32 protein-coding genes are annotated in these 25,155 nt (G+C 64.7%); 13 read left to right on the forward strand and 19 right to left on the reverse strand.

Features of this window, described 5'->3' with window-relative positions; genetic code table 11:
* Window positions 1-119 precede the first annotated feature (119 nt).
* Window positions 120-1,022: an Hsp33 family molecular chaperone HslO gene (gene hslO, locus B5J99_RS11300; RefSeq protein ID WP_069049609.1), complete on the reverse strand. Its 903-nt coding sequence runs from the start codon at window positions 1,020-1,022 to the stop codon at window positions 120-122.
* A 335-nt stretch (window positions 1,023-1,357) separates the two neighbouring features.
* Between hslO and B5J99_RS11305 the strand changes: the two genes are divergently transcribed.
* A complete protein-coding gene (locus B5J99_RS11305; protein ID WP_162892569.1) occupies window positions 1,358-1,849 on the forward strand; it encodes a hypothetical protein in 492 nt (163 codons plus the stop codon).
* A 34-nt stretch (window positions 1,850-1,883) separates the two neighbouring features.
* On the opposite strand, the gene B5J99_RS11310 is transcribed toward B5J99_RS11305, so the two are convergent.
* The 10 genes from B5J99_RS11310 to B5J99_RS19555 all read right to left on the reverse strand — a co-directional run bounded on the left by B5J99_RS11310 (window position 1,884) and on the right by B5J99_RS19555 (window position 5,798).
* Complete coding sequence (locus tag B5J99_RS11310) at window positions 1,884-2,303, reverse strand: SufE family protein (protein WP_117352431.1); 420 nt, start codon at window positions 2,301-2,303, stop codon at window positions 1,884-1,886.
* Window positions 2,304-2,358: 55 nt separating this feature from the next.
* Window positions 2,359-2,601 (reverse strand): hypothetical protein, encoded by a 243-nt coding sequence (locus B5J99_RS11315; protein ID WP_054136087.1) that lies wholly within the window; start codon window positions 2,599-2,601, stop codon window positions 2,359-2,361.
* 51 nt (window positions 2,602-2,652) lie between these two features.
* Window positions 2,653-2,922: a hypothetical protein gene (locus B5J99_RS11320; protein WP_054136088.1), complete on the reverse strand. Its 270-nt coding sequence runs from the start codon at window positions 2,920-2,922 to the stop codon at window positions 2,653-2,655.
* A gap of 32 nt (window positions 2,923-2,954) precedes the next feature.
* Complete coding sequence (locus B5J99_RS11325) at window positions 2,955-3,209, reverse strand: hypothetical protein (protein ID WP_054136089.1); 255 nt, start codon at window positions 3,207-3,209, stop codon at window positions 2,955-2,957.
* A 29-nt stretch (window positions 3,210-3,238) separates the two neighbouring features.
* Window positions 3,239-3,562: a hypothetical protein gene (locus tag B5J99_RS11330; RefSeq protein WP_054136090.1), complete on the reverse strand. Its 324-nt coding sequence runs from the start codon at window positions 3,560-3,562 to the stop codon at window positions 3,239-3,241.
* Window positions 3,562-3,882 (reverse strand): hypothetical protein, encoded by a 321-nt coding sequence (locus B5J99_RS11335; RefSeq protein WP_054136091.1) that lies wholly within the window; start codon window positions 3,880-3,882, stop codon window positions 3,562-3,564. Before B5J99_RS11335 ends, B5J99_RS11330 begins: the two co-directional genes overlap by 1 nt.
* 50 nt (window positions 3,883-3,932) lie before the next feature.
* The gene (gene pspC / locus B5J99_RS11340) at window positions 3,933-4,340 is read right to left on the reverse strand and encodes an envelope stress response membrane protein PspC (protein WP_054136092.1); all 408 of its coding nucleotides are present in this window, start codon (window positions 4,338-4,340) and stop codon (window positions 3,933-3,935) included.
* Entirely contained in the window at window positions 4,337-4,639 is a 303-nt protein-coding gene (pspB, locus tag B5J99_RS11345; RefSeq protein ID WP_054136093.1) for an envelope stress response membrane protein PspB, read from the reverse strand. Before pspB ends, pspC begins: the two co-directional genes overlap by 4 nt.
* Window positions 4,640-4,643: 4 nt before the next feature.
* Entirely contained in the window at window positions 4,644-5,339 is a 696-nt protein-coding gene (gene pspA / locus B5J99_RS11350; RefSeq protein WP_054136094.1) for a phage shock protein PspA, read from the reverse strand.
* Window positions 5,340-5,465: 126 nt separating this feature from the next.
* On the reverse strand, window positions 5,466-5,798 hold the full coding sequence (locus tag B5J99_RS19555; RefSeq protein ID WP_162892570.1) for a hypothetical protein: 333 nt from the start codon (window positions 5,796-5,798) through the stop codon (window positions 5,466-5,468).
* Between the two features lie 30 nt (window positions 5,799-5,828).
* Here B5J99_RS19555 and pspF point away from each other — a divergent pair, with 30 nt between their 5' ends.
* Both pspF and B5J99_RS11365 read left to right on the forward strand, forming a co-directional pair.
* Entirely contained in the window at window positions 5,829-6,881 is a 1,053-nt protein-coding gene (gene pspF, locus B5J99_RS11360; RefSeq protein WP_054136096.1) for a phage shock protein operon transcriptional activator, read from the forward strand.
* A 41-nt stretch (window positions 6,882-6,922) separates the two neighbouring features.
* Window positions 6,923-8,089, forward strand: coding sequence for a ribosomal protein uL16 3-hydroxylase (locus tag B5J99_RS11365; protein ID WP_117352432.1), 1,167 nt, complete (start codon window positions 6,923-6,925; stop codon window positions 8,087-8,089).
* Here the strand turns inward: B5J99_RS11365 and B5J99_RS11370 are convergent, their stop codons facing one another.
* Window positions 8,090-8,632: a pseudouridine synthase gene (locus tag B5J99_RS11370; protein ID WP_117352433.1), complete on the reverse strand. Its 543-nt coding sequence runs from the start codon at window positions 8,630-8,632 to the stop codon at window positions 8,090-8,092.
* 97 nt (window positions 8,633-8,729) lie between these two features.
* Here B5J99_RS11370 and B5J99_RS11375 point away from each other — a divergent pair, with 97 nt between their 5' ends.
* From B5J99_RS11375 to B5J99_RS11390, 4 genes are all read left to right on the forward strand, one after another.
* Window positions 8,730-9,863: a zinc-binding dehydrogenase gene (locus B5J99_RS11375; protein ID WP_117352434.1), complete on the forward strand. Its 1,134-nt coding sequence runs from the start codon at window positions 8,730-8,732 to the stop codon at window positions 9,861-9,863.
* A 345-nt stretch (window positions 9,864-10,208) separates the two neighbouring features.
* Entirely contained in the window at window positions 10,209-10,706 is a 498-nt protein-coding gene (locus B5J99_RS11380; protein WP_117352435.1) for a glycine zipper 2TM domain-containing protein, read from the forward strand.
* Window positions 10,707-10,865: 159 nt separating this feature from the next.
* Entirely contained in the window at window positions 10,866-11,420 is a 555-nt protein-coding gene (locus B5J99_RS11385; protein ID WP_117352436.1) for a GNAT family N-acetyltransferase, read from the forward strand.
* 167 nt (window positions 11,421-11,587) lie between these two features.
* A complete protein-coding gene (locus B5J99_RS11390) occupies window positions 11,588-12,343 on the forward strand; it encodes a hypothetical protein (protein WP_054136102.1) in 756 nt (251 codons plus the stop codon).
* Between the two features lie 124 nt (window positions 12,344-12,467).
* Here B5J99_RS11390 and B5J99_RS11395 read toward each other — a convergent pair whose 3' ends face one another.
* From B5J99_RS11395 to sseA, 3 genes are all read right to left on the reverse strand, one after another.
* On the reverse strand, window positions 12,468-13,787 hold the full coding sequence (locus B5J99_RS11395; RefSeq protein WP_054136103.1) for a mechanosensitive ion channel family protein: 1,320 nt from the start codon (window positions 13,785-13,787) through the stop codon (window positions 12,468-12,470).
* The gene (gene metC / locus B5J99_RS11400) at window positions 13,784-15,013 is read right to left on the reverse strand and encodes a cystathionine beta-lyase (protein ID WP_117352437.1); all 1,230 of its coding nucleotides are present in this window, start codon (window positions 15,011-15,013) and stop codon (window positions 13,784-13,786) included. Before metC ends, B5J99_RS11395 begins: the two co-directional genes overlap by 4 nt.
* Window positions 15,014-15,180: 167 nt before the next feature.
* Window positions 15,181-16,017 carry a 3-mercaptopyruvate sulfurtransferase gene (gene sseA, locus B5J99_RS11405; protein WP_054136105.1) on the reverse strand — a complete coding sequence of 279 codons (837 nt, stop codon included), beginning with the start codon at window positions 16,015-16,017 and terminating at the stop codon, window positions 15,181-15,183.
* 267 nt (window positions 16,018-16,284) lie between these two features.
* On the opposite strand from sseA, the gene surE reads away from it, so the two are divergent.
* From surE to B5J99_RS11420, 3 genes are read left to right on the forward strand one after another with little or no spacing between them, the layout of a single operon-like run.
* Window positions 16,285-17,067 carry a 5'/3'-nucleotidase SurE gene (gene surE / locus B5J99_RS11410; protein ID WP_117352438.1) on the forward strand — a complete coding sequence of 261 codons (783 nt, stop codon included), beginning with the start codon at window positions 16,285-16,287 and terminating at the stop codon, window positions 17,065-17,067.
* 51 nt (window positions 17,068-17,118) lie between these two features.
* Window positions 17,119-18,252: a M23 family metallopeptidase gene (locus B5J99_RS11415; protein ID WP_245991602.1), complete on the forward strand. Its 1,134-nt coding sequence runs from the start codon at window positions 17,119-17,121 to the stop codon at window positions 18,250-18,252.
* Window positions 18,253-18,260: 8 nt separating this feature from the next.
* Window positions 18,261-19,310, forward strand: coding sequence for a potassium channel family protein (locus tag B5J99_RS11420; protein ID WP_117352440.1), 1,050 nt, complete (start codon window positions 18,261-18,263; stop codon window positions 19,308-19,310).
* Window positions 19,311-19,392: 82 nt separating this feature from the next.
* On the opposite strand, the gene B5J99_RS19690 is transcribed toward B5J99_RS11420, so the two are convergent.
* The 3 genes from B5J99_RS19690 to B5J99_RS11435 all read right to left on the reverse strand — a co-directional run bounded on the left by B5J99_RS19690 (window position 19,393) and on the right by B5J99_RS11435 (window position 22,043).
* Window positions 19,393-20,364: a glycine-rich domain-containing protein gene (locus B5J99_RS19690; RefSeq protein WP_211337815.1), complete on the reverse strand. Its 972-nt coding sequence runs from the start codon at window positions 20,362-20,364 to the stop codon at window positions 19,393-19,395.
* A 149-nt stretch (window positions 20,365-20,513) separates the two neighbouring features.
* Window positions 20,514-21,416 carry a hypothetical protein gene (locus B5J99_RS11430; RefSeq protein ID WP_162892571.1) on the reverse strand — a complete coding sequence of 301 codons (903 nt, stop codon included), beginning with the start codon at window positions 21,414-21,416 and terminating at the stop codon, window positions 20,514-20,516.
* 87 nt (window positions 21,417-21,503) lie between these two features.
* A complete protein-coding gene (locus B5J99_RS11435) occupies window positions 21,504-22,043 on the reverse strand; it encodes a hypothetical protein (RefSeq protein ID WP_054136110.1) in 540 nt (179 codons plus the stop codon).
* 301 nt (window positions 22,044-22,344) lie between these two features.
* On the opposite strand from B5J99_RS11435, the gene rplU reads away from it, so the two are divergent.
* The 3 genes from rplU (at window position 22,345) to B5J99_RS11450 (ending at window position 23,836) form a co-directional block, all read left to right on the forward strand.
* Window positions 22,345-22,812, forward strand: a complete 468-nt coding sequence (gene rplU / locus B5J99_RS11440) for a 50S ribosomal protein L21 (RefSeq protein WP_117352442.1) — start codon at window positions 22,345-22,347, stop codon at window positions 22,810-22,812.
* Between the two features lie 27 nt (window positions 22,813-22,839).
* Window positions 22,840-23,115: a 50S ribosomal protein L27 gene (gene rpmA, locus B5J99_RS11445; protein ID WP_026091630.1), complete on the forward strand. Its 276-nt coding sequence runs from the start codon at window positions 22,840-22,842 to the stop codon at window positions 23,113-23,115.
* Between the two features lie 181 nt (window positions 23,116-23,296).
* Window positions 23,297-23,836 carry a GNAT family N-acetyltransferase gene (locus tag B5J99_RS11450; protein ID WP_162892572.1) on the forward strand — a complete coding sequence of 180 codons (540 nt, stop codon included), beginning with the start codon at window positions 23,297-23,299 and terminating at the stop codon, window positions 23,834-23,836.
* 53 nt (window positions 23,837-23,889) lie between these two features.
* Here the strand turns inward: B5J99_RS11450 and B5J99_RS11455 are convergent, their stop codons facing one another.
* Window positions 23,890-25,101, reverse strand: a complete 1,212-nt coding sequence (locus B5J99_RS11455; protein ID WP_245991603.1) for an SPOR domain-containing protein — start codon at window positions 25,099-25,101, stop codon at window positions 23,890-23,892.
* Window positions 25,102-25,155 lie beyond the last annotated feature (54 nt).

Genomic DNA, 25,155 nt, shown 5'->3' on the forward strand with positions numbered 1-25,155 from the left:
GTGCGACCCGATACAGGTTTCTTGCCCCAGGCAATCTGGAGGGCTTACAGGCGAATGATGGCCAAATCAGCCGACAATTATGGCAGGTTTGCGGCCCCGTCTTGGATGAAAACGCGCTTTCAGCCCGGCGTCGCAGCCGGAGGATCGATATGGAACGCGCGCGAACAGAAGGCGCAGTCGACCACGATAGTGCCGGTATCGCCGACCATTTCGGCCTGTTCCTCGGGCGGAAAGCGGCCGATGACATCGCGGATATGGTCGAGATTGCAGCGGCAACCCTTGACCAGCGCGACGCCATCCTCGGCGCGGACCTCGTCCTCCTCGTGGAACAGCCGCCACAGCAGGTCGCGCCCATCGACGGCAGGATCGAGCAGTTCCGAATGCGTCAGCGTGCTCGACAGGATCGAGACATGCTCCCATTCGGGATGATCGAGCCGCACGTGCAGCCGTTCGCGGCCTTCCTCGCCCTCGGGCAGGTGCTGCACCAGATAGCCCGCGCTGCGGCAGCCGGTGGCGTCGCTCTCGATCGCGATGCGGATCATCGTCGGCACCTGTTCGGACTGGGTGAAATAGCTCTCGCACGCCTGCGACAGCGAATCCCCGTCCAAGGGCACGATGCCCTGATAGCGGCCCTTGCCGAAGCTCTGGTCGAAGGTCATCGCCAGATATCCCTTGCCGAACAAAGCGAACAGCGAGGGGTTGGCGCCCAGCCGCGCCAGCCGCTCGGCATCGAAGCGGACATGCCCGCGCAACTCGCCGCCGCGATAATCGACCACCAGCAACTCGACGATGCCGCCCTCGGTCTGCGCCTGAATGGTTACCTGGCCGCCATCCTGCTTCATCAGCGAGCCGATCAGCGCGGCGAGCGTGATCGCCTCGGCCAGCACCAGCTTGATGCAGGTCGGGTAATCATGCGCCGCGAGAATCTCGCGCAGCACGCTGTCGAGCCGCACGAAACGGCCGCGCGCATCGCGGGCAGGTAGAGTGAAATGGACGGGCAGGGCTTCGAAGGGGGATGTCATGGGGCGCTATATGGTGTGGCGAGGGGCTGGCGTCAAACCTGCGTTCCGATTGCCCAATGCCGTCATTCCCGCGAACGCGGGAATCCCGCTTGGTGGCTGACGTGCGCGCAGAAGCGGGACCCCCGCCTTCGCGGGGGTGACGAAAGCGTTGTGGTGCTGCACAGTCCGAAGGAGGCCAGGTGTCTCTTCTCGCTGCGATTGCGCCCGGAAGTCATATTCCGCTGACGGACGGCCGGTTGGCCATTACGGGATCAAAGCATGGATTTGCCCACTGAATTCCACTGGAGGACACTATGAAACGCCTATGGTCGACGGTCTTTTTGCTGGGGTTCGGTTTGGGCGCTGTGCCGGTAGCCGCAGCACAGGATCCTGCGCAGGACCCGGTGGCGGCGAGTTTTGCGGAGCTGAAAAGCCTGGTCGGCATTTGGCGTCAGGTCGACAAGCCGCAATCGCCATTGCGCATCCGGTTCTCGCTGACTGCGGGTGGAAGCGTTCTGGTCGAGGAGTGGCTGCGGGGTGATCAGCCGCAATCGATGACGCTTTACCATCGCGACGGGCCTGATCTGCTCGCGACGCATTATTGTCCGCAGGGAAATCAGCCACGCCTGGTGGCTTCGGTGCCAGCGGGCGGAAAGAGCCTCGAATGGACCTTTCGCGATGCAACGGACCTCGATCCCTTGCACGAATCCCATCTGATCGCGCTGGGTTTCGACCTTTCCAATCCGGGCCGGATTGCGCGGACGGAAACCTATCGCCAAGGGGATGCGGACGAACATTCCGCGCTGCAACTGGTCCGCGATGTGCCCCCCGGAGTGGACCCGGGCTAGCGCCAGTGCCTGACGATCTTTTTTCCGTTCGGGCCTAACCCGTATACCGCCCCGCCGTCTCGCGGATCAGCGCAATCATGTTGGGGATGCCCTGCGTGCGGTTCGACGAGAGCTGGTTCTTCAGATCGAACGGGGCGAGCGCGCCCTCGATATCGGCAGCGGCCACCTCTGCCGGCGCCCTGTCCTGCACGCTCAGCAGCACCAGGGCGATGATGCCCTTGGTGATCGCGGCGTTGCTGTCGGCGAGGAAATGCAAGGACCCATCGTCGGTGCGGGTGGGGTAGACCCAGACCGAGGCGGAACAGCCGCGGACCAATGTCGCGTCGGTCTTGAGCGCCTCGGGCATCGCGTCGAGCGTGCGGCCCAGATCGATGATCAGCCGATAGCGATCATCGGCGTCGAGGAATTCATATTCTTCGGCCAGTTCGGCCAGTGTGGGCGAGGGAGTTGTCATGGGGGGCAGATAGCGATGCGGCGGGGCAAAGTCACCCCGCAGCGACCGGCAATTCTTACAGCTCCACCCCGGCGGCGATCGCTTCCAGCTTGCGGATGCGTTCCTTCAGGTCGGCGATCTCGATCCGCGAATGGGTCGAGGGCGATCCGCCGTCACCCAGCGAAGGGCTGTGCGCCTCCATTTCGTGGCGCTTGAACGCCAGCCAGTCGCGCCAGCCGCGCAGCGCGGTGGACGAGACCAGTGCAATGGCCAGCAAGGCCGATGTGGCTATCGTCAGATAGAGATAGGCGCTTTCCATGATATTACCCTTTACGGCCCCCGCCGCCCGGTTGGTGGTTCATGCGCCGCATCAGCGGTCGCGCAGTTTCTCGATTTCAAGGCTGAGGTCGCTGGTCTGGCGCTGATCGGTGATCACGCGTTCCAGCACCTGTACCCGCTCCTTCAGCGATCGCACTTCCTCGCGCAGGCGCGATGCTTCGCCGGTGTCGGCAGGCCTGGCGAGTTGCTCATTGCCGTGCTCGTCTTCCAGGATGCCGTGCTTGGCCTTGTACCGGGCCTTCATGACATTCGCGACCATCACGATCAGAACGATGCCGATCACCATTTCAAACGGATTCATGATGCCTTTTCCCTCAAACAGTCTTCAGTGGTTCAGCTCAGCTGCTTCTCGCGCAGATCCTCGATCTGCTGGGCGAGGTCGTCGCGGCCGCGGCCATCGGTGATGATGCGTTCCAGCGTGCGGACCCGCTGTTCGAGCTTGTCGCTCACCTGCGGCCGCTCCATCGCGCGCGCCTTGGTCAGCTCGACTTCCAGCTCCAGCGTCTTGCGCTTGTGGTGGGTCCAGATGGCGAGCCCGCCAATGGCAAATGGTGCAAGCGGGATGGCGGCCCAGATAAAATCGAACATCGTTTCATGCCCCCTTATGGCAGTCCGGTTCAGTTCGCGCGCTTGTCGCGCAGTGCCTCGATCTCGTGGGTCAGGCGGTGCGCATCATCGGTGACGATCCGCTCGACGTTGCCCAGACGGTCCTTGATCGATCCCAGCTCGGCGCGCAGCTGAGCATTTTCCTGGCTCAGCAGCTTGATCCGCTCGACCGATTCCTGGTCGGTCTTGGGATAGATCGCCTTGCCCCAGCTGTTTTCGAGCGGATAGCCGTTCTTGATGCGCAGCCAGGTTGTGGCAACCCAGCCGAAGGTGATCATCATGCAGCCAGCAACTAGAACCGGTGCAAGAGCTTCAATGAGTGCCAGCTTTTCCATTACGCGCTGTCCTTCTGTACTCTCAGCCGTTCGATTTCATCGGCGAGGCGGTTGCTCGAACTGTTGGCGTCGGTGGCGATGCGTTCCAGCACTGCGATCCGTTCTTCCAGCCGTCCGATCTTTCCCGTCAGTTGCTCGTTTTCGTTTGTGAGCAGCGATATTTTTCGATCAGCGTCGGGATCGCTTCGTTCAATGACTTTGCCGGTCCACTGATCTTCGAGCGGATAACCATGCTTGGCGCGGATCCAGGTGGTGATCACCCAGGCCCCCATGGACAGCATGATGATCGCGAGGACAAAACCCGGTCCACCCCAGCTCATGATAGTCTCCTGAAACCTTGTTGTTGATGATGACTGCCCGATCCTGCTGCTCAGCGCAGGCTTTCGATCTCGTCGGCCAGCCGGGTGTTCTTGGCGGTGTAGAACAGCTCGACATCGGCCAGGCGGCGGTCGATCTCGCGGAAGCGGGCCTTGACGTCGCGGGCGGTGCGGCCCGGTGACTGGCGCACACCCTGCCAGAACTTCTGGTCCTGATCATCGGTGTAAAGGTGCGCCGGCTTCTTCTCGGCGAGGAAGCCCATGGCCAGATATCCCATCAGCACCCAGCCGGTCATCAGCGTCAGCAGCACCGCGGCCACGCGGATCCACACCACATCGATCCCGGTGTAGTCGGCGATGCCTGCGCAGACGCCCATCAGCTTGCCGTTCTGCTTGTTGCGATAGAACTTCGTCTTGCGCGGTGCGGGGGCGTCGTAGCTGTATTTGTCCAACCGGCTCATTTCCTTACCCTTTCCTTCAGCAGGCGCTCAACTTGTTCCAGGCCGTAGTCGTCCTGGTCATCCGCGCTGGTCAGCCGCGCCGGGCGCCAGTCGGGGTTGTCGGCGGAAATGATCCGTTCGACGGTGTCCATGCGATCGTCGAGACGACGCGCCATGGCGTGGAGTTCTTCCAGCAGATTCTCGTCCGAGCTGGTAAGCGTCGCTGCGGTCTTCCACTTGGTGATGTAGTGGAAGATCAGCCACGGCAGTCCGATGAACAGCATGCCGACGACGAAGATGGGGACCAGGATGTCTTCCATCGGATCAGCCCTCCTTCTTCAGGGCGCGCTTCATCGCCTCGAGCTCTTCGTCGACCTTGTCCGATCCGGCGAGGGCGGCGAATTCGTCGTCCAGGCTACGCTGGCCCAGTGCCTTGCGCTCGCCGCGCTCATCCTCGGCCATGCCCAGTGCATCGGCGCGGCCCTCGGCCATGTCGACGCGGCGCTCGAGCAGGTCGAAGCGGCTGAATGCTTCGCGGACCTTGTCGCCATTGTACATGGTGCGCAGCTTGACGCGGTTCTCGGCGCTTTCCAGCCGGCTCATGATGTTGTTCTGGCGCATCCGGGCTTCGCGCAGCTTTGCCTGCAGCTTGGCGATGTCCTGTTCCGAAGCGCGCAGCGCATCGTCGAGCACGTTGATTTCGACATTGAGCTGATCAGCCATATCGGCGGCCTTCTTCTTTTCGAGCAAAGCGGCGCGGGCGAGGTCTTCGCGGTCCTTGGACAGCGCCAGCTCGGCCTTGTCGGTCCAGTCGGCCTGCAGCTGTTCCAGCTTGCCGACGTGGCGCTTCATTTCCTTCTGGTCGGCAATGGTGCGCGCGGCAGATGCGCGGACTTCGACCAGGGTTTCTTCCATCTCGAGGATGATCATCCGGATCATCTTCGCCGGGTCTTCGGCCTTGTCGAGCAGCTCGGTAACATTGGCGGCAATGATGTCGCGGGTTCGAGAGAAAATTCCCATGGCGAAAACTCCGTTCGTTAAGGTCGGGTGGACCGGATCCTGATCCACCTTACCCCCATTTGCATTTCAGTTGGAAGAGGCTGGCCGGGACGGGGCAAGGGGGGGTAAGCGTCCCGGCCAGATCCGTCAGGCAAGATACCGGACGGAAACCATTTTGCCGGCATCGACCGCCGGGCGGGCGGGTGAGGCGGCTGCCTCGATGCTGGCGAATGCGGTGACAAACAGCGTGGTGACCAGCATCAGCGCCGCGACCGTGGTAACCAGGGTGGACTTGAAGACGCTGTCTTCCTGTGCCGGCTGGTCGTTGGACTGGTTCGCGTAACGCACTTGCTTTCTCCCTTGTACCGCTGTGTGTCGGTGTTGCCTGCTACATTGCAGGGTGCGTGCCAGTTCGAAAAACACTGGAAAAACAAGATCTTGGAAAATTCCAATGCGCCGCGTGTTGGTTGGGATTGCCATGTGTTGGGATTTTGCACTATTCCTTGGGTCATGGAGCGGGGCAATCAGTTCATCGGCGAGTCAGGCGCCTTTCTGGATGCGGTCGAACGCGCCAGTCGCGCCGCCATGCTCAACCGTCCGGTGCTGGTCATCGGCGAGCGCGGCACCGGCAAGGAACTGATCGCCGAGCGCCTCCACCGCCTGTCCTCGCGCTGGGATGGCCCGCTGATCACATTGAACTGCGCCGCGCTTCCCGAGACGCTGATCGAGGCCGAACTTTTCGGGCACGAGGCAGGCGCCTTCACCGGTGCCACCCGCGCGCGGCAAGGGCGGTTCGAGGAGGCCGATGGCGGCACATTGTTCCTCGACGAACTCGCGACATTGAGCTCCGCTGCGCAGGAGCGGCTGCTGCGCGCGGTCGAATATGGCGAGATTACCCGCATCGGCTCTTCGCGCGCGATCAAGGTCGATGTCCGCATCGTCGCGGCTACCAACGAGCATCTGCCCGAACTGGTCGACCAGGGCCGCTTCCGCGCCGACCTTCTCGATCGCCTCTCGTTCGAGGTGGTGACCTTGCCGCCGCTTCGGGTGCGCGAGGGCGATGTCATGGTGCTCGCTGATTTCTTCGGGCGGCGGATGGCGGCAGAGCTCGACTGGCCCGACTGGCCGGGCTTCGGCGCAATGGCGACCGAGGCAATGAAGCGCCACAGCTGGCCGGGCAATGTCCGCGAGCTGCGCAACGTCGTCGAGCGTGCGGTCTATCGCTGGGACGATCCCGACCGCAAGGTGGACCATATCGTCTTCGATCCATTCGAATCCCCCTGGAAGCCGCAGCCCTCCAGGCGCCCCGCCGCAGCGGATTCGCCCTGCGACGAGGTAATCGACGCCGCTCTATCGGACTCGGGCGTCCGCGCAACGCTCGACCAGACGATGAACTTCGACGCGGTGGACGATCTGCGCGGTGCGGTCGACGCGCATGAAAAGCGCATCCTGCAGGCCGCGCTCGCCCGGCACCGCTACAACCAGCGCCAGACAGCCAAGGCGCTGGGGCTGAGTTACGACCAGTTGCGCCACTGCCTGAAGAAGCACGACCTGCTGGGGTGAAAACGCTGGACGCGGCTGCGGTCGGCTGAAAAGGGGGGTGGATGAAGCTTGCCCATTTTGATCCCGCCCAGTTCCTCGCCACCCATTGGCAGCGCGCGCCGTTGCTGATCCGCAACCCGTGGGATGAATGGCAGTGCCCGGTCGAGGCCGATGAGCTGGCAGGGCTGGCGTGCGAGCCGCAGGTGGAGGCTCGGCTGATCGAGCAGGCCGGCCCCGATTGGGCCGTCGAGCATGGGCCATTGGCCGAAGAGCGCTTTGCGTCGCTGGGATCGAACCCGTGGACCTTGCTGGTGCAGGCGGTCGACCATCATGTGCCAGAGGTCGCCGCGCTGCTGGCTTCGTTTCGCTTTATCCCCAACTGGCGCGTCGATGACGTGATGGTCAGCTTTGCCAGCGATGGTGGCGGGGTGGGGCCGCATTTCGATCAATATGACGTGTTCCTGATCCAGGGGCAGGGGCGCAGGCGCTGGCAGATCGGCGCGATGTGCGACGAGAACAGCCCGTTGCTGCCGCATGGCGATCTCAAGCTGCTGCGCGACTTTGCAGCGACCGAGGAGTTTGTGCTCGAGCCCGGCGACATGCTCTATGTCCCACCCGGGGTGTCGCACAACGGCATCGCTTTGGGCGACGATTGCATGACGCTGTCGATCGGCTTTCGTGCACCCTCGCGCGCCGAACTGATCGGCGACTGGAACGATCATCTGCTCGAGGACCTGAGCGAGGACGACCGCTATACCGACCCCGGCCTCGCGCTCCAGGCCAACCCCGGCGAGATCGGCGCCGATGCGCTCGATCGGCTGCAGGCGATGGTGCTCGAGGCGCTGGGCGACAAGCGGCGGTTCGCACGCTGGTTCGGCGCCGCCAGCAGCACGCGCAAGTATCCCGATATCGATTGGCGCCCCGAAGAGCCGCTGAGCCTTGACGATATCCGAGAGGCTATCGAGCAGCAGATGGAGCTTCAGCGCAATCCCGCCAGCCGGTTTGCCTTTGTGCGCGAAGGTCGCGATGCGCTGATGCTGTTCGTTGACGGCGAAACGTTCGAATGCGGAGCGGAGACTTACGCGCTCGCCGAGGCGATCTGCGCCAACGACAGCCTCACGCTCGACACCGTGAGCGATGCTGCGTGCGAACTGCTGCTGACGCTGGGCAACATGGGTAGCGTCGCGTTTGTTGACGACGACGAAGATGGGGACGACGCGGACGGCTGATCAGCCCGCATCCACCTCGCGCCACTGGCCGAGCGGCAATGCATCGAGCGACCACGGCCCCACTGCCCAGCGCACCAGCCTGAGCGTGGGAAAGCCCACCGCTGCGGTCATCCGCCGCACCTGCCGGTTGCGGCCCTCGCGGATGGTGAGACTGATCCAGCCATCGGTGACGGTCTTGCGGAAGCGCACGGGCGGATCGCGCGGCCACAGATCGGGGTCGGCAATCGCGCTCGCCTCGGCGGGGCGGGTCATGCCGTCCTGCAATTGCACACCATTGCGCAGGGCTGCGAGCGCGTCCTCGGTAATCGTGCCTTCGACCTGCACCAGATAGGTCTTCGCCATCTTGAATTTGGGATCGGCGATTCTGGCCTGCAGGCGACCGTCGGCGGTAAGCAGCACCAGCCCCTCGCTGTCATGATCGAGCCGCCCGGCGGGGTAAACGCCCGGAACGTCGACGAAATCCGCCAGAGTCGGGCGGTCGCCATCCCGGCTGAACTGGCAGATCACGCCATGGGGTTTGTTGAACTGGATGAGCCGGGACAAGGAGATGCGACTTTCTGCGCTGCAAGGGTGGCGTAATCGCCCAAGGCTTGGCACATGGGTGCATCGCACAACAACCATAATCGAGAGAGGCACTTTCATGACCCTTCCCCAAAGTTACCTGCAAATGATCTCCACCGTCAGCGCCGAAGGCGAACTGACCATGGAATTGGTCGAAAAGCCCATGCCCGAGCTTGGCGACGACGAGGTCCTGATCCGCGTCGAGGCCACCCCGATCAATCCGTCGGATCAGGGCGTGATGTTCGGCTGGGCCAGCATGGCCAAGGCGGCCTCTTCGGGCACCGGAGCACACACACGGCTCACCGCTCCCGTCTCGCCGCAGGGCATGGGCGTGATGAAGGCGCGCGTCGGACAGCAGCTGCCCGTGGGCAATGAGGGCGCAGGCACGGTCGTGGCTGCAGGCTCTGGCGACTATGCGCAGAGCCTGATGGGCAAGGTCGTCGCGGTGATGGGCGGCGGCATGTACGCGCAATATCGCAAGGCGCCCGCGATGATGTGCCTGCCGCTCAAGGATGGCCACACCGCGCGCGACGGAGCCTCGTGCTTCGTCAACCCGCTGACCGCGCTGTCGATGGTCGAGACGATGCGGATGGAAGGCCACACCGCCTTGGTCCATACCGCTGCCGCCTCGAACCTCGGCCAGATGCTCAACCGCATCTGCGCAGCCGATGCCGTCGAGCTGGTCAACATCGTGCGCAAGCCCGAACAGGCGCAGCTGCTGCGCGATATGGGCGCAAAGCATATCGTCGATTCGAGCAGCGAGAGCTTCAAGGCCGATCTGGTCGATGCCATCCACGCCACCGGCGCAACGCTGGCGTTCGATGCGACGGGCGGCGGCGAGCTCGCGTCCAACATCCTGGCTGCGATGGAAGCTGCCGCGGCACGCACCCCGGGCGCCTACAGCATCTATGGTTCGGTCAAGCACAAGCAGGTCTATCTCTATGGCGGGCTGGACACCTCGCCCACCGTGCTCAACCGAGCCTATGGCATGGCCTGGGGCGTGGGCGGCTGGCTGCTGCCCAACTTCCTTGCCAAGGCGGGCGGCGATGTCGCCATGCGTCTGCGCGCACGGGTGGCAGACGAGCTCAAGACCACCTTTGCCAGCCATTATACCGACGAACTTTCGCTCGAGCAGGCGCTGCAGGCGGATGTGGTCGCGCGCTATTATGCCAAGACCACGGGCGAGAAGTTCCTGATCTGCCCGCAGAAGTAATCCGTCCCGGCGCAGGCGGGCAGGGGACATCTCTTGCCCGCCTGCCGCCGAGCCCCATATACAGATGATCAGTACGTCGGGGCATTTTCTCCCCATCGTCATTCCCGCTTACTCGGGAATCCCGCTTTCTCGAAAACCTTGGCGCAGAAGCGGGACCCCCGCTTTCGCGTGGGTGACGAAATCTTTGGCGCAGAGCGCGCTGCATGCCGCTAGAGGCAGTGGCTCGTTCAACAAACCCTGCTGCAACATGAACGATCCTTCCACAATCTGTTCACCTTCGCTCCCTTAAACATGAACACAACGGATGGCGAATCGGCGCTGTCCCGGTCTCTAGGGAGACAGATTATGAAGAAGTTTCTTTTTGCTGCTGCCGCTGCCGGTGCAGTCACCCTTTCCGCAGCGCCCGCCATGGCGGCTCCGCTCACCCACTCGGCGCCCAGCGCCGCCTCGGCTTACGGCGTGACCCATCAGGCGCCCATCGCGCATCAGTGGCGCGGTTATGACAATGACTGGCAGCGCCGCGGTTACGACAACGACCGCTATTACGGTCGCGAAGGTCGCTGGGACGATCGCAACGATCGTCGCTTCGACCGCAGGTTGGACCGTCGCGCGGTGCGCGGCTGGAACGGGCAGTCCTGGCGCGGAAACGACGGCCGGTATTACTGCCGCCGTGACAACGGCACCACCGGCCTGCTGATCGGCGGCGCGGCAGGGGCCCTTGCCGGCAGCGAGATCGCAGGACGCGGTGACCGCACCGTCGGCGCGATCATCGGCGGCATCGGCGGCGCTTTGCTCGGCCGCACGATCGATCGCAACAGCGGCAACGGCTACAGCTGCCGCTAACCAGCTTTCGCCCATGCTCTTGTCATGAGAGCAAGGTGAACGGGGAGACCCCTCTCCGCCGCAAGGCGGGGAGGGGTTTCGCGTTTGTGGGCCACGGCTTGCCAACCGGCGTGGCGCTGCCTATCCCCGCAGCCTCAGACACAGCCGGGAGGATGCGCGATGATCAACGGACCGATACTGGTGACCCAGCGCCTGATCCTGCGCCCGCCGGGCCCCGAGGACTTCGAGGCCTGGGCTCAATTTTCGGCCGATGAAGAGACGATGCGCTATCTGGGCGGGGTGCAGCCGCGCGCGGTGGCATGGCGCGGACTGTGCTCGATGGCGGGCGCCTGGCACATTCGCGGCTTTGCCATGTTCTCGCTGATCACCCGCGACACCGGCCAGTGGATCGGCCGCATCGGTCCGTGGCAGCCCGATGGCTGGCCGGGCACCGAAGTCGGCTGGGGGGTCATGCGCAGCCATGCAGGCAAGGGGTATGCGCTCGAAGCCGCGGTCGCGACGATCGATTATGCGTTCGATCTGCTGGGCTGGGACACCGTGATCCATACCATCGATCCCGACAACGCGGCCTCGATCGCGCTCGCAGAAAGGCTGGGTTCGAGCAACCAGGGCCCGACCCGGCTGCCCGAGCCGTATCAGGAATTTCCGGTCGACAGCTATGGCCAGTCCAAGGCCGAGTGGCAGGAAAACCGCAAGAAATTTGTCCGATACTGAAACGGCTTGCGGGCGAATCCCGGTTTGGGACAGGCTGGGGCGTCAAAGCAGAGGGGTTAACCCTCTTTTGCCGGGACAGCCTTGCGCCAAGCCGGGCATGGCTAACAGAATGCTAAGAGCCTTGTCCTAAAGCGACGGGCTTCTGTTTGATGATGAGGACTTCTGCCATGGCACACCGTTCCTTCGCGATGTCGCGCAATCTGCTGGCTTTGGGCGCCGCAACCCTGGTGCTGGCCGCCTGCCAGAATGCCGACGACACCGCCGCGCAGAACGAGGATGCAGCTTTGCTCGCCGATGCCGCCGATCCTGCGATGAAGGGTGCGCTCGAGGACCAGATCCTCGTCGATCCCGATCTGGTCGACAAATCCAACCGCAACGCCGTGCTCGCCGAGGGCAGCGATGGCTCGGTGCCGTCGGCCGGCATTCCCAAGGGCCAGCTTGCCGCGGTCGAGAAGGCCGCCGCCGCCGCGATCGGCCCGCGCGGCCTGATGAAGGCGCCGGAGCCCAAGAAGGTCGCGGACGAAGAGTGCAAGGATTGCAACCAGGGCAGCACGCTGGGCGCCAAGGCCGCGCAGCAGAGCGGCGCATGCACCGGCAAACTCGATTACGCGATGACCTGGGCCAACCGCATGCCGTCCGACTTCGCGATCTATCCGCGCGCCAATGTGAAAGAGGCCGCCGGCATCGACAAGGGCCAGTGCAACATCCGCGTGGTCAACTTCACCACGCCCGCCGCGCTCAAGAACGTGGTCGATTTCTATTACACCAAGGCACGGCGCGGCGGCTATTCGGCCGAGTACCAGCTGCGCGGCGCCGACCATGTGCTGGGCGGCACCAAGGGCGAGGCGGCCTATGTGCTGTTCCTCAAGCCGATGGCCAATGGCGGCACCGAAGTGGATATCGTCGCGAATGGCGGCCGGTGATTTCAAACGTCAGGAATAGCATTTAAGTCGTCATTCCCGCGAACGCGGGAATCCCGCTTCTGACTGATCGTTGGCAAAAGCGGGACCCCCGCGTGCGCGGGGGTGACGCTAGAGCAGAGTTGTTTCAACCGGCCTCGCCAGGATGCGGAACGGCGGTTGGCGTCCCACCCATTCCCGGCATTTCCTTGATATACAGATCCCGCTGCGGGAACGGGATCTCGATGGCGTGTTCCTGGAACAGGTTCCACACCCGCATCAGCACGTCGCCGCGGATGTTGCCCATGCCGCCTTCGGGGTCGGAAATCCACGCGCGGATTTCCCAGTTGACCGAATTGTCGCCAAAATCGGTCATCCAGATGCGGGGCACGGGGTCCTTGAGCACGCGCGGCGATTCATCGACCGCGCGGTAGAGCAGTTCCTGCACCAGCTGCATGTCGCTGGTATAGGCGACCCCCACCGGGATGCGCATGCGCACGTTGCGGTCCGAATAGGACCAGTTCTCGACCGCAGTGGTCATCAGGTCCTCGTTCGGGATAAGGTGCTCCTTGCCGTCGCGGGTGATCACCGAGACCGCGCGCACGCCGATCTTGTTCACCCAGCCGAAGCTGTCGCCCACCGCGATGACATCGCCCGGCTTGATCGACCGGTCGAGCAGCAGGATGATGCCTGCAAACAGGTTGCCGATGGTCTTTTGCAGCCCGAAACCGATCGCGAGGCCGAACGCCCCGGAGAAGAAGCTGAGCGCGGTCAGATCGATCCCCAGCGCATCGATGCCGATGAAGAAGGCGATGACGATTACCACGACGCCCGCGATCTTTTGCCCGAGCAGCTTCTGCGTCGGGTCGAGCCCGTCGCTGCTGCCGATGATGTGCCCGGCGATGCGGTTGACGACGCGGGCGGCGGTGTACAGCACCAGCACCGTGACCGCGATCGTGACTACCCAAAGCAGCGAGAACCGCTTCTGCCCGAGGTTGAAGCCCACCCGGTCCATCGCGATGGTGATCGGATCGAGGCCGCCGAACATGCTGGCGAGGATCGAGACCAAGGTCGCCAGCCCCAGGAACGTGCCCAACCAGTCGGGCATTCGCACACCGCGCACGAGGTCGTTGACGAACAGCGCCAGCGAGATCGCCAGCGTGAGCCCGAAGACGACCGAGGCGATCAGGCTCCAGTCGTTGAGGTTGAGCGCCATGCCGATCAGCATCGCGGTGGTGAAGCGGCGCACCATGTCGCGGATGCGGCGCCGTGCGAGCGGGCTTTCATAGCCTGCGCGCCGTTCCCATATTGCGGCGAGCCGCAGATAGACGAGGCGGCTGAGCCCCCAGCCGACGATCAGCGCGGTGGTCGCGATCAGCGCGGCTAGCACGCCTTCGACATATTGCAGGTCATCGGGGCGGCGGATCCATCCCCAACGCAGAAAAGCTGTCGTGATCGCCTCGTTCATGCCGTCATGGTAAACGCTACCAGCCCCTTGGCAAGGTCGGCGATCAGGTCGTCGGGGTCTTCCAGACCGATGTGCAGGCGCACGACCAGTGCGTTGGGCTCGCCTGCGGGCGGCCAGGATGTCGCGCTGCGGCAGCGCGCCGGATCGACCGGGATCGCCAGGCTTTCGAACCCGCCCCAGCTATAGCCGATGCCGAACAATGTCAGCGTGTCGATCAGCGCTGCACGCGCCGCATCGCTGCCGCCATTCAGCACGAACGAGAACAGCCCTGACGAGCCGGTAAAATCGCGTTGCCATACTTCGTGGCCGGGGCAGGAGGGGAGTGCGGGGTGAAGCACGCGCGCGACCTGGGGCTGCGCGTCCAGCCAGCGCGCGATCTTGAGCGCCGAAGCCTGATGCTGGCGCAGCCGCACGTCGAGCGTCCGCAATCCGCGCAGCGCCAGCCACGCATCGTCGGGCGAGACGACCGTGCCCAGCGCCTGCGCAGTCTGGCGCAGCCGGGGATAGAACCGCTCGGTGGTGGTGACCGATCCCAGCATCACGTCCGAATGGCCGACGATGTACTTGGTGCAGGCCAGAATGCTCATGTCTGCGCCCAGCGCCAGCGCGGGCATGAAATGCCCGGTCGCCCAGGTGTTGTCGATCAGCAGCGCGATATCGGGGTTGGCCGTGCGCGCCGCTGAGCAGATCGCGGGGACATCCTGCACCTCGAAGGTCAGGCTGCCCGGGCTTTCCATCAGGATCGCGCGGGTCCGCTCGCAGATCAGCGCTGAAACCCCCGCACCGATGGTGGGGTCGTAATAGCGGGTTTCGATCCCGAAGCGCCTGAGAAATCCGTCGGCAAAATTGCGCGACGGATCATAGGCGCTGTCGGTCATCAGCAGCACGTCGCCGGGCGACAGCACGCTGAGCAGCGCGCCGGTGATCGCCGCAACGCCCGAAGGGTAGAGCATCGTGCCATGCCCGCCGGGCTCGAGCGCGGTCAGCGCTTCGGCCAGCGCCCATTGGGTGGGAGAGCCGCGGCGGCCGTAGAAAAAGCGGCCGTCTTCGTTGGTCTTGGGGCCGGACTTGAGCGCGGCGGTATCGGGATAGAGATGCGTGCTGGCGCGCCACACCGGCGGACTGACGACCGCGCCCGGCTGGTCCGCCGTGCCCGTCCACTCCGCGCGCCGACCGCCGGTAACGAGGCGCGTGGCGGGCGATTGCGGGTCGGTGGGCTTGGGCATGTGCTACCTCCGCCCTCTCCCCTTGCGGGAGAGGGCAACGAGACTTGGTCCGCCTGGGCGGGCCTAATCGCAGTGGAAGAGGGGGCGGGCCCTCTCCAACGTCGCCCAGGCAGCAATTTGCCAAGGCGTTGGTATCCTCTCCCGTAAAGGGAGAGGATAAATCCGTGTCACCCCAGCGCCTTGGGGGTATCGTTATCGGCACCCCATTCGCTCCAGCTGCCGTCGTACAGCGCAACATCGGTCTTGCCGAGCAGGTGCGCGCCGAAGGCGACCACGCTGGCGGTCATGCCCGAGCCGCAGGTGGTGACCACCGGCTTGTCGAGATCGACACCGGCAGCCTCGAACGCAGCCTTGAGGTCGTCGCCCGTCTTCCAGGTGCCATTGGGGTTGAACAGGGAGCTGTGCGGCAAATTGACCGCACCGGGAATGTGGCCTGCGGCGATCCCGGGGCGCGGATCGGGCTCGGCACCGGTGAAGCGGGCGGCAGGGCGCGCATCGACGACCTGTTCGCCTTTGCTGTGCAGGTTGCCCAGCATGTCGGCCTTGGTGCGGACGTTCTTCTTGTCTTCCCACACGGTGAAGTGGCGGTGACGCAGCGTTTCCTTGCCGGTCTTGATCGGGCGGCTTTCGGCCTTCCACTTGGCGATGCCGCCATCGAGGATCGCGACCGCGTGCGCGCCGAACATGGTGAGCATGAACCAGGCGCGGGCAGAGGACTTCAGCGGACTGTCGTCATAGAGCACGATGCGGCTGCCATCGCCCAGGCCGAGCGACTGCATGCGGCTGGCGAATTTCTCGGCAGGTGGCAGGGTGTTGTCGATGGGCGAGTTGCTGTCGACCAGCTCCTCGAGGTCCATGAACACCGCGCCCGGAATGTGACCGGCTTCATATTCGGCAAGCGCGCTGCGACCGGTGTCGGGCAGGAACTTGGACGCATCGACGATGCGAAGATCAGAGGCGCCCATTTCGTTGGCGAGCCATTCGGTTGAAACCAGCGAATCCATGTTTGTGTCTCCCTCTGCGAGTCTGCGCCCTTATTGGCTTTTTCCCGCCTTTTTAGACGGGAAACCCGGCTGGTTGCTCAGCCGGGATGCCGTGTTTTTGTTGCGCTGCACCATCAACATTATCGTGTCGGGCAGGGCGCGTCGAGTCGCAACGGGAACGAGGCGCCAGTTTTTTTGCATATGTTGCAATCATGTGCATCGATGGTGGCGGTGCCGCGCGCAGGGCGATAGGGGTGGCATCGCATTCATCAGGAGCCAGGTGCCACCATGCGTATTTTGTTGACCAACGATGATGGCGTGAACGCGCCGGGGCTTGAGGTGCTGATCCGGATCGCCGCAGCGCTATCCGACGATGTCTGGATCGTGGCGCCGGCAGAGGAGCAATCGGGGGCGGGCCATTCGCTCACGCTGACCCGTCCGCTGCGCGTGCACACTCATGGCCCGAAGCACTTTTCGGTCACCGGCACGCCGACCGATGCGGTGATGATGGCGGTCGCCCGGCTGATGCAGGACACCCCGCCCGATCTCATTCTGTCCGGGGTCAACCGCGGCGCCAATCTGGGCGAGGACGTGACCTATTCGGGGACCGTCTCTGCCGCGATGGAAGGCGCGCTGGCAGGCATCCCGTCGATCGCGCTCAGCCAGGTCTATGCCCGCGAAGGCGCCGGGCTCGACGTCTCGTTCGACGCTGCCGCCGCCTGGGGCGAGAAGGTGTTGCGTCCGATCATTGCCCAGCCGATGCCTGCGCGCACGCTGATCAACATCAACTTCCCCGCGATCCCGGCCGATCAGGTGCGCGGCGTGCGCGTGGTCGCCCAGGGTTTTCGTGATTACGGACGGCTCAAGATCGTCACCAACACTGATCCGCGCGGGTTCGAATATCACTGGTTCGCGCTGGGTGCGGTCGAGCAGACCCCCGCGCACAGCACCGATCTCGAGGCGGTGCGCGACGGCTATGTCGCGGTGACGCCGCTGCACCTGGACCTGACGCATTATGAATCCATGGGCGCGCTGGGTTCGGCTCTGTCCGCAACATTTGATAAGAATTGAAGTCGCAACCGGCGGTTTGCGCCGCGTAAGCAGTGGTAAAGCGTAAAGTTCATGCTAGAAGTTGACGTCATGGCGAGGGGTGAAACGCGCAGTCTTGTCAGGTCCGCAGCGGCCTGGTCCGCAGCTCTGGGCGCAATCGCGCTTTCCGGCTGCATCCCCGGCGGGGTCAGCCAACAGGGCATGCAGCCCGAGATCACCGAGGCCGGGACCCAGGCGAGGCCGCCGTCCGAGCCAGAGGTCGTCGGCAGCGACGCCCCGGTGTGGACAAGCCGCAGCGTCAGCCCCAGCGCATCGGATGTCATCGGCACGGTCTATGTTGTGCAGCCGGGAGATACGCTGCGCGGCATCGGCAACCGCACCGGCGCGGGATCGGAAGCGATCGCCGCCGCTAACGACCTCAGCGCGCCTTATATGCTGCGTCCCGGGCAGCAACTGAACATCCCCGGTGGACGCTATCATGCGGTCGCGCAGGGCGAGACCGGGATCGCCATCGCGCACGCTTATGGTGTCGCGTGGAGCGATATCGTCGCGCTCAATGGCCTCACCGAACCGTATATCCTGCGCATCGGCCAGCGGCTCAAGCTGCCCGCAGGTGCCACCGCGATCGCGGCTGCGCCCGCCGGCTTCGGCCCGAGCGCCGCGGCCTCCTCGAAGCCGAGCCGGATCGGAGCGCTGGTGGTGAACATCGACGACGTGGTCACCGGCAGCCAGCCCGCGATTGCCGAAGGAACGCCTGTGCCTGCAGCGAAGGCAGCGCGCGCGCCTGTCTCTGCCGCGGTCCCGGTCTCGGTGCCAAAAGCCTTTGCGGGCAAGTTCAACTGGCCGATCACCGGCCCGCTGCTCACCCGCTACGGCCCGGTCGGCAAGGGTCAGATCAGCAACGGCATTGACATCACCACCACGCGCGGCGCTCCATTCCGTGCAGCCGCCGATGGTGTGGTCAGCTATGCCGGAAGCGAGGTCGCGATCTATGGCGGACTGATCCTGATCAGCCATGGCGATGGCTGGGTCAGCGCCTATGGCCATGCCGAGCGGATCGATGTCACGCGCGGACAGGCGGTCAAGGCCGGGCAGGTGCTGGGCGCTGCGGGGCAGAGCGGCTTTGCCGACACTCCCAAGCTGCATTTCGAGCTGCGCAAGGACCGCAAGCCTGTCGATCCGCTGCTGTACCTGCCCAGGAGCTGATTGCAGGCATGGCCGACAGCGACATCAAGCCAAGGGCGCTGCTGAAACGCGCCGCGCGTCTGCCGGTGCTGGCGGATGTCGCCCTGCGGCTGGGCTTCGCGTTCTTCCTGATCGGGCTGGTCATCCTCATCCATTGGCTCGACCGCGCGGGGCTCAAGGACAATTACGACAACGAGATCAGCTTTCTCGATGTCGTCTATTTCACGATGATCTCGGTCACCACCACCGGCTTTGGCGATATCGCGCCGGTTTCCGACCGCTCGCGCCTGATCGAATCGGTGATCGTCACGCCGGTGCGGATCGCGGTGATTTTCATCTTCGTGGGCACCGCCTATAGTTTCGTCCTCAAGCGCACATGGGAAAAATGGCAGATGAGCAGGATCCAGCAGCGCCTGACCGGGCATATCGTCGTGCTGGGCTTCGGCACCAGCAACACCGAGGCCGTGCGCGAACTGATCTCGCGCGGCACCGAGCCCGGTTGCATCGTGGTGATCGACCAGCATGAGCCATCGCTCGCCCGGGCCGAAGCCATGGGGTGCAACGTGCTCAATGCCGATGCGACGCGCGACGAAACCTTGCGGGATGTCCACATCGACCGGGCCTGCTCGGCGATCGTCTCGGCCGGGCGTGACGATACCTCGATCCTGATCGTGCTGACGATCCGCCATCTGGCCCCCGACGTGCCGATCAGCGTGGTGGTGCGCGCGGCCGACAACGAGCTGCTGGCACGGCAGGCGGGGGCCAACACCGTGATCAACCCGGTGAGCTTCGCCGGATTGCTGCTCGCGGGCTCGTGCCAGGGCCCGCATATCAGCAGCTACCTGGCGGACCTTGCCTCGTCGAGCGGACGGGTGGTGCTGATCGAGCGGATGGTGCGCCCCGAGGAGGTCGGCCTGCCGCTCAAGGACATCAAGGATGGCGTGGGCGTGCGCATCTATCGCGATGGCAAGCCCTACGGCTTCTGGGACGATGAAAGCGCCAGCCTGTCCGCCGGAGACCTGGTGGTCGTGATCACCCAGGGCGATGGCCGCCCGCCGGTGACGATGGCGAACGATTGAGGGGCCGAATTCGGTGCTGAATTTCTGCCTTACCGCTTGCTGGCGGGGAGAGGAGTAGCGCGGCGCGCCTGCGTTCCGGGTGTCAGTCGCCGCCGCAGCCTCCGCCGCAGCCGCTGCACCCGCTGTCACCGCCCGAGTCGCTCCCGCTGTCGCTGTCTGCGCCGCCGTCCCAGTCGCCATCCGCGCCGCTGCCGCCGAAATCGCCTCCGCCAGCCATGAACGCCGCGCCGCCTGCTGCGGCTGCGCCAGGGCCCGCGCCTCCGCCCGACCAGCTGTCGAAGATCGCGCCCGATCCGTCCGAGCTGTCAGTCGACCCGCGCCGGGCATTGCGTGTGCGCAAGGCATCCTGTTGCGGCGCGCCACGTCGTGCGCGCAACCGGCGGATGATGCTGGCCATGACGGCGATCCCGATGAAAATCAGCAAAACCAGCCCGAAAAAGCCGAGATCGGAGCGTTGAACGCCGTTGAAGAACGACTGGAATACTGGCGATCCTTGCACGACGGCGGTGTCTGCTGCCAGCGCGGTGCAGGCCGCAAGCAGCGCCGCGCCTCCTGCCAGCGCCGCAACCGAGACCGATCGCCGCGGCAGCACGAAGTTTCGTGACCGGTCGACCCATTGATACCGCGTCCCGAAGCGCAGCTCGGCAGCCGGCCAGATCTCTGCCGGGGGCTCGGCACCGAAGGTGTCGCGATAGCGTGCCAGGGTCTGGGCATAATGGCTGCGATACTTGCGCCCCTCGGCGCCCCCGCCTGCGGTGGGGCCATGGTGCAGCGGGCGCCCGATGATCCGAGCGCACAGCTCGCCCCAGTAATGGCGGGTATAGGCCAGATGCAGGTGCCAGGCCTGATCGACCTGGTCCGACGGGGTGACCGGCGATGTGCCTGTCGCGGCGAGATACAGGAAGCGCTTGTACTCCTCGACCACCGCGGCGGCATGCCGGCGCGACCAGCCGTTTTCCCGCGCGAGCCTTTTGGTAAAGGTCAGCGAGGCACCCGCAGGCTCGATGCGCATTGCATCCAGCGCCCGCCAGATCGAATCGTCGATGGTGCCCATAACCGCCCTCCCGCTGTCGTGGAAGAAGCAGGCTATACCGGAAGCGGGCGACCGGCAATCCAGGATGTAAAATGGAGCGGAACGCAAAACGGGGCCACCCGCGCATGTGCGGATGGCCCCGTTCTTACGTGTTCAGCTCCTGGCCGGGATCAGCGGCGGATGCGGGCGCGGTTTTCCAGATCGGTCAGACGACGCTCGACATAGGCACGCTCGTCCGCGGTGGCGTTCATGCGGGCATAGGCCGCTTCCAGCCGCGAGATATCCTCATGCTCGACCCGAAGCTGTGCCTGCGCGCTGGCCGACAGGCCGCTCGAGGGCAGGGCGCGGGCGATCGCATCGAGGCGTGCACGCGGGGTCTGCGTGGTGTTGCCGCCGCCGCTGTTGACCATGTCGCCAACCCGCGCATCGAGCGCTTCGAGCCTGGTGTACAGGTCGTCGCGCTCCTGCTCGGTTACCCGGCCATCGCGCAGATAGTTCGCTTCGGTGCGGACAAGCGATGCATAATCGGTCTTGAGCCGGGCACCTGCCACGCGCGTGATGCGGCGCGAGGACACCTGCGCATCGACGCGCTGGTAGAATTCGCTCTGGCCATCGGCGATCGAGATGCCGATGTCGTTGCCCGGGTCATTGGCATAGCCGCCATCGGTGATCACCTGGGTCAGCTCGGTATAGCGTTCCGCAAGCTCGGCCTGCTCCTGCCGCGTGAAGCGGCGATCGGCGCCGTAGCGCGCTTCGAGCTGGACCAGATCGTAATAGTCGGACTTGAGCTGCGCGCCGGTGCGTTGGTCGATGGTGCGCGCGCGCACCTCGGAATCGATCCGGCTTTCGAACTGTCCGCGCTGCGTCGCCAGCGGGGTGCGGCCCAGCGACCATTGTGCCTCGATCGAGCCTGTCGATCCGGTGCGATCACCGAACAGCGCGCCGAAGATCGAGTTCAGACGCTCCTGCTGGCGCGAAGGCTGCTGATCGTTGGTGGTGTTGGTCTGCGCAAAGGCCGCGCTGCTGCTCAGCATTAGGGCAGCGGCGGCGGTAGCGGTATAGAATGACTTCATTGGGGCGATCCTTATCGGTTGGTCCACCCTGTACGTGCGACCAATGGAAGGGTTGCCTTGATGTTAACTCCGCCAGGCGGCGCTGATTCAGCTGGCGAGGCCGGATTTCAACATGGTGATCACGCTGTCCTGCGAGTCGACGAGGGCCAGCACATGGCTGCGGGTCTGTTCGACCTGCGCGGCACCGCCCGCTTTGATCTCGCCCGCCGCTTCCTTTTCCAGCCGCGCAACATACAGGACTTCCAGATCCCCCAGCAGCTGGGTGAGCTCGCGCCGCGGGGCATCCAGCGCGCTGATCCGGGTCTGTGCCACCGACCAGGCTTCGCTGCCGACGCTGGCGTTCTTGGCGGCTGCTACCGCCTGCTGCGCGGCGGAGCGCGCCATAGCGAAATCAGCTTCGGCCTTGTCGGCGCGGGCCAGCAGCGCGGTCAGATCGCGCGCCAGTGCGGGGTCGGTGACGGATTCGATCGGCGGGGGCGGGGCCTTGGCCTCGGCCTGCCGGTCGCGCAGCTCGACATCGCGCCGCGCCAGCGAGGGGCGATCGGCCATCGGTTCGAGGCAGCCGCCCAGCAGGGCAGTGAGGCTGAGCGAGAGCGACAGCAGCGAGGAGGAGGCAACATGTTTCATGGCCAATCCATCTACGGGAGGCGAGGGCGTGTCGCAATGCTTATGGGCTTGTCATCCTGGCGGACTCAGGGCTAAGAGAGCGTCGATTGTCAGGTGGGCAACGGCCAAAAAAGCCGCTGCCATGGTTGACAGCCCCGGCAGTTTCACCTAACGGGCATGGCTTTCCGGCGCGGGACATCCCGTCGCAGGGCAGCGGTTTTCACTCTGCTGATTCGGTTCTGGCAACAGTCGGGTCAAAGGTTTGGATATCGCAAATTGCGTGCCCGGAACCGATTTGAAGCAAACAGAAACGAGACAACCCATGTTCGCTATCGTGCGCACAGGCGGCAAGCAGTATCGCGTTGCAGCCGGAGATAAAATCGCAGTGGAAAAGCTGGCCGGAGAGGCTGGCGACGTCATCGCATTGAGTGACGTTCTGCTCGCCGGCGACGGTGGCGAATCCAAGGATCTGGCCGGTGTGGTCGTCTCTGCCGAGATCATCGCGCAGGCGAAGGCCGACAAGGTCGTGATCTTCAAGAAGAAGCGTCGCCACAACTATCGTCGCAAGCTCGGCCATCGCCAGCAGCACACGATCCTGCGCATTCTGGGCGTTGGCGAAGCAGTGAAGGCAGCGCCTAAGAAGGCCGCCGCCAAGACCGAAGCACCGGTGGAAGCCGCTGCAGACGCACCCGCCGCTGAGGCTGCTCCCAAAAAGGCTCCGGCCAAGAAGGCAGCACCGAAGAAGGCCGCCGCCAAGCCCGAAGCCGATTCGTCGGCCGACAACGCCTGATAGCGCGCGCACAAGGAGTTTTGAAAAATGGCACATAAGAAAGCTGGCGGTTCGTCGCGCAACGGTCGTGATTCCGCAGGTCGCCGTCTTGGCGTGAAGAAGTTCGGTGGCGAGCCGGTGATTGGTGGCAACATCATTATCCGCCAGCGCGGAACCAAGGTCTATGCCGGCGCCAATGTCGGCATGGGCAAGGACCATACCCTGTTTGCGCTCACCGAAGGCCGCGTGAAGTTTCACGAAGGCCGCCTTGGCCGCAAATATGTATCGGTCGTGGCCGAAGCCATGGCGATGGCCGCCGAATAACGGACGATCGATGACGGGTCGTCCTTCACAGGGATGACCCCGGCCGGTGCCGAGCACCGGACCAGATGACAGGGAGATGGGGTCCGTCCCATCTCCCTTTCTTTTTGTCTCCCTGTCACGGCTTTGACTCGAGCCTGTCACCTTCGGGTGGCATGGGCGCGGGTAACACAGGAGAGACATAATGTTTGCAAGAACGCAAAGATTGTTGCTGCGGCCAGTCTGGCCCGAAGATGCCGAAGGCCTGTTCGCGGCGCTGAACGATCAGGGAATCGTGTGCAATCTCGCCCGCGCGCCCTGGCCCTATTCGCGCGAAGACGCGCAGGCCTTCGCCGCGCGCACCCAGGATCCCCGCTATCCGCACTTCCTGCTCACTTTGCCGGGCGATGCCGGGCAGACGCTGGTCGGCAGCTGCGGCCTTGGGGAACGCGATGGCGAGGCAGAGCTCGGCTACTGGATCGCGCGGGAGCATTGGGGGCAGGGTTATGCCACCGAGGCGGCGCGCGCGGTCATCGCCAACGCCTGGATGCTGGGCCACCGGCGTCTGGTCGCCAGCCATTATATCGACAATCCAGCGTCTGGCGCGGTGCTGCGGCGGCTTGGCTTCCGTCCCACCGGCATCACCCGCCCGCGCTTCAGCGCAGGCCGGGGCTATGACGCGATGGCGAGCGAATATGCTCTGGAAAGCGACATGGCGGAGGTGGAACGACCGCTGGCGGCGTGAAGGTTAATTCTCCCCTCCCGCAAGAGGGAGGGGAGAGGTAATGGGGTAACCCCCTATTTCTTCACTGCAAAGCAGGCCTGGCCGGATTTCGCGACGCTGTCGCAGGCCTTTTTCGCGGCGGCCTGGGTGGCGAAGGGGCCTGCCTGCAGCCGGGTGACCGCGCCGGCCTTGACCAGATAGGGCTGCAATCCGCTGAGCGCGGCGTTCTGGCGTTCGAGGCCGGACCACAGGCCACGTGCGCGGCCTTCGTCGCTGAACGCGCCAAGCTGGATACGCCAGTCACCGCTCGCGGCGACGGCAGGCGCGGCGCTTGCGGCAGCAACAGGAGCGGCAACCGGTGCCCTGGCGGGCGCCTGGGCTGGCATCGAGGCCGGTGCGGTGGCCCGCGGCGCCGGGGCCGAGGTCGAGCCCGAAGGCGCACCCATGGTTGCGAAGTCCACGCCCGCGCTGGCAGCCGTGCCGGTCGGGCTGGAGGGGATGGCAGGGATCACCGAGCCGTTGACATTGGAGGGCGGCAGGCTGGTGGTCTGGATGGTCGAGCTCGATCCGGGCTTGCGCCGGTTTGGCGCGGCGGTCGGGCCCGCTGCTGCCATCACCGGTTTTGCGCTCGAGGTGGCTCCAGTGGCGGGATCGATGCCGAGCCCGGCAGCGGCGCCCGCGAGCTTCTGACGCTCGGCTGTGGCTTCGCGCTCAAGCTGGGCTGCAAGCTGCGTGCCCTTGGTGCGATCGGCAAGCGGGATGTACTTGTCCATCGTTGCCAGGCTGCGCGAGGCCTGGGGCAGGCCCTGCGCCGAAGCGCGGGTCATCAGCGCATAGGCGCGCACCCAGTCCTTCTCGGCGATATCGCCGTTGAACATCGCGGTACCCAGAACATATTGCGCGCGGGGCTCACCCCTGGCGGATGAGGCGCGGATATAGGGCATCGCCTCGTCGCGGCGGTTGTCCTGAAACAGCACCAGGCCGTAATTGTCCGCTGCCTGGATATGACCGCGATCGGCGGCCTTCTTGTACCAGCTTTCGGCGAGCTTCAGGTCCATCGGCACGCCGCGGCCCAATTTGTACGCCTGGCCCAGGTTGAACTGGGCATCGGGGTCGCCCTTGGCTGCGGGATCGCGCCATTCGGTGACGGCCTTGTCGAATTCGCCGCGCTCCCACGCATCGACCCCGGCCTTGACGTCGGCGAGCGCGGGCGTCGCCGTCCCCATCGCCAGCAGGGCGGTCGCCAGCATCAGGCGGGTGCGCGAAAATTTTGTGGAATGTGCCATGCGGGTCTTGCTCCATCGCATATGGTAAAGCCTCGGTTCGACCATATCAGGCCG

Origin of the sequence: Blastomonas fulva, from assembly GCF_003431825.1 — a bacterium.
Taxonomy (GTDB): domain Bacteria; phylum Pseudomonadota; class Alphaproteobacteria; order Sphingomonadales; family Sphingomonadaceae; genus Blastomonas; species Blastomonas fulva.

Bases quoted from the DNA above. Each gene is read 5' to 3' on its own strand.
- hslO (WP_069049609.1), bottom strand. From the start codon at position 1,022: ATGACATCCCCCTTCGAAGCCCTGCCCGTCCATTTCACTCTACCTGCC.
- B5J99_RS11310 (WP_117352431.1), bottom strand. From the start codon at position 2,303: ATGACAACTCCCTCGCCCACACTGGCCGAACTGGCCGAAGAATATGAA.
- B5J99_RS11315 (WP_054136087.1), bottom strand. From the start codon at position 2,601: ATGGAAAGCGCCTATCTCTATCTGACGATAGCCACATCGGCCTTGCTG.
- B5J99_RS11320 (WP_054136088.1), bottom strand. From the start codon at position 2,922: ATGAATCCGTTTGAAATGGTGATCGGCATCGTTCTGATCGTGATGGTC.
- B5J99_RS11325 (WP_054136089.1), bottom strand. From the start codon at position 3,209: ATGTTCGATTTTATCTGGGCCGCCATCCCGCTTGCACCATTTGCCATT.
- B5J99_RS11330 (WP_054136090.1), bottom strand. From the start codon at position 3,562: ATGGAAAAGCTGGCACTCATTGAAGCTCTTGCACCGGTTCTAGTTGCT.
- B5J99_RS11335 (WP_054136091.1), bottom strand. From the start codon at position 3,882: ATGAGCTGGGGTGGACCGGGTTTTGTCCTCGCGATCATCATGCTGTCC.
- pspC (WP_054136092.1), bottom strand. From the start codon at position 4,340: ATGAGCCGGTTGGACAAATACAGCTACGACGCCCCCGCACCGCGCAAG.
- pspB (WP_054136093.1), bottom strand. From the start codon at position 4,639: ATGGAAGACATCCTGGTCCCCATCTTCGTCGTCGGCATGCTGTTCATC.
- pspA (WP_054136094.1), bottom strand. From the start codon at position 5,339: ATGGGAATTTTCTCTCGAACCCGCGACATCATTGCCGCCAATGTTACC.
- B5J99_RS19555 (WP_162892570.1), bottom strand. From the start codon at position 5,798: ATGGCAATCCCAACCAACACGCGGCGCATTGGAATTTTCCAAGATCTT.
- pspF (WP_054136096.1), top strand. From the start codon at position 5,829: ATGGAGCGGGGCAATCAGTTCATCGGCGAGTCAGGCGCCTTTCTGGAT.
- B5J99_RS11365 (WP_117352432.1), top strand. From the start codon at position 6,923: ATGAAGCTTGCCCATTTTGATCCCGCCCAGTTCCTCGCCACCCATTGG.
- B5J99_RS11375 (WP_117352434.1), top strand. From the start codon at position 8,730: ATGACCCTTCCCCAAAGTTACCTGCAAATGATCTCCACCGTCAGCGCC.
- B5J99_RS11380 (WP_117352435.1), top strand. From the start codon at position 10,209: ATGAAGAAGTTTCTTTTTGCTGCTGCCGCTGCCGGTGCAGTCACCCTT.
- B5J99_RS11385 (WP_117352436.1), top strand. From the start codon at position 10,866: ATGATCAACGGACCGATACTGGTGACCCAGCGCCTGATCCTGCGCCCG.
- B5J99_RS11390 (WP_054136102.1), top strand. From the start codon at position 11,588: ATGGCACACCGTTCCTTCGCGATGTCGCGCAATCTGCTGGCTTTGGGC.
- B5J99_RS11395 (WP_054136103.1), bottom strand. From the start codon at position 13,787: ATGAACGAGGCGATCACGACAGCTTTTCTGCGTTGGGGATGGATCCGC.
- metC (WP_117352437.1), bottom strand. From the start codon at position 15,013: ATGCCCAAGCCCACCGACCCGCAATCGCCCGCCACGCGCCTCGTTACC.
- sseA (WP_054136105.1), bottom strand. From the start codon at position 16,017: ATGGATTCGCTGGTTTCAACCGAATGGCTCGCCAACGAAATGGGCGCC.
- surE (WP_117352438.1), top strand. From the start codon at position 16,285: ATGCGTATTTTGTTGACCAACGATGATGGCGTGAACGCGCCGGGGCTT.
- B5J99_RS11415 (WP_245991602.1), top strand. From the start codon at position 17,119: ATGCTAGAAGTTGACGTCATGGCGAGGGGTGAAACGCGCAGTCTTGTC.
- B5J99_RS11420 (WP_117352440.1), top strand. From the start codon at position 18,261: ATGGCCGACAGCGACATCAAGCCAAGGGCGCTGCTGAAACGCGCCGCG.
- B5J99_RS19690 (WP_211337815.1), bottom strand. From the start codon at position 20,364: ATGGGCACCATCGACGATTCGATCTGGCGGGCGCTGGATGCAATGCGC.
- B5J99_RS11430 (WP_162892571.1), bottom strand. From the start codon at position 21,416: ATGAAGTCATTCTATACCGCTACCGCCGCCGCTGCCCTAATGCTGAGC.
- B5J99_RS11435 (WP_054136110.1), bottom strand. From the start codon at position 22,043: ATGAAACATGTTGCCTCCTCCTCGCTGCTGTCGCTCTCGCTCAGCCTC.
- rplU (WP_117352442.1), top strand. From the start codon at position 22,345: ATGTTCGCTATCGTGCGCACAGGCGGCAAGCAGTATCGCGTTGCAGCC.
- rpmA (WP_026091630.1), top strand. From the start codon at position 22,840: ATGGCACATAAGAAAGCTGGCGGTTCGTCGCGCAACGGTCGTGATTCC.
- B5J99_RS11450 (WP_162892572.1), top strand. From the start codon at position 23,297: ATGTTTGCAAGAACGCAAAGATTGTTGCTGCGGCCAGTCTGGCCCGAA.
- B5J99_RS11455 (WP_245991603.1), bottom strand. From the start codon at position 25,101: ATGGCACATTCCACAAAATTTTCGCGCACCCGCCTGATGCTGGCGACC.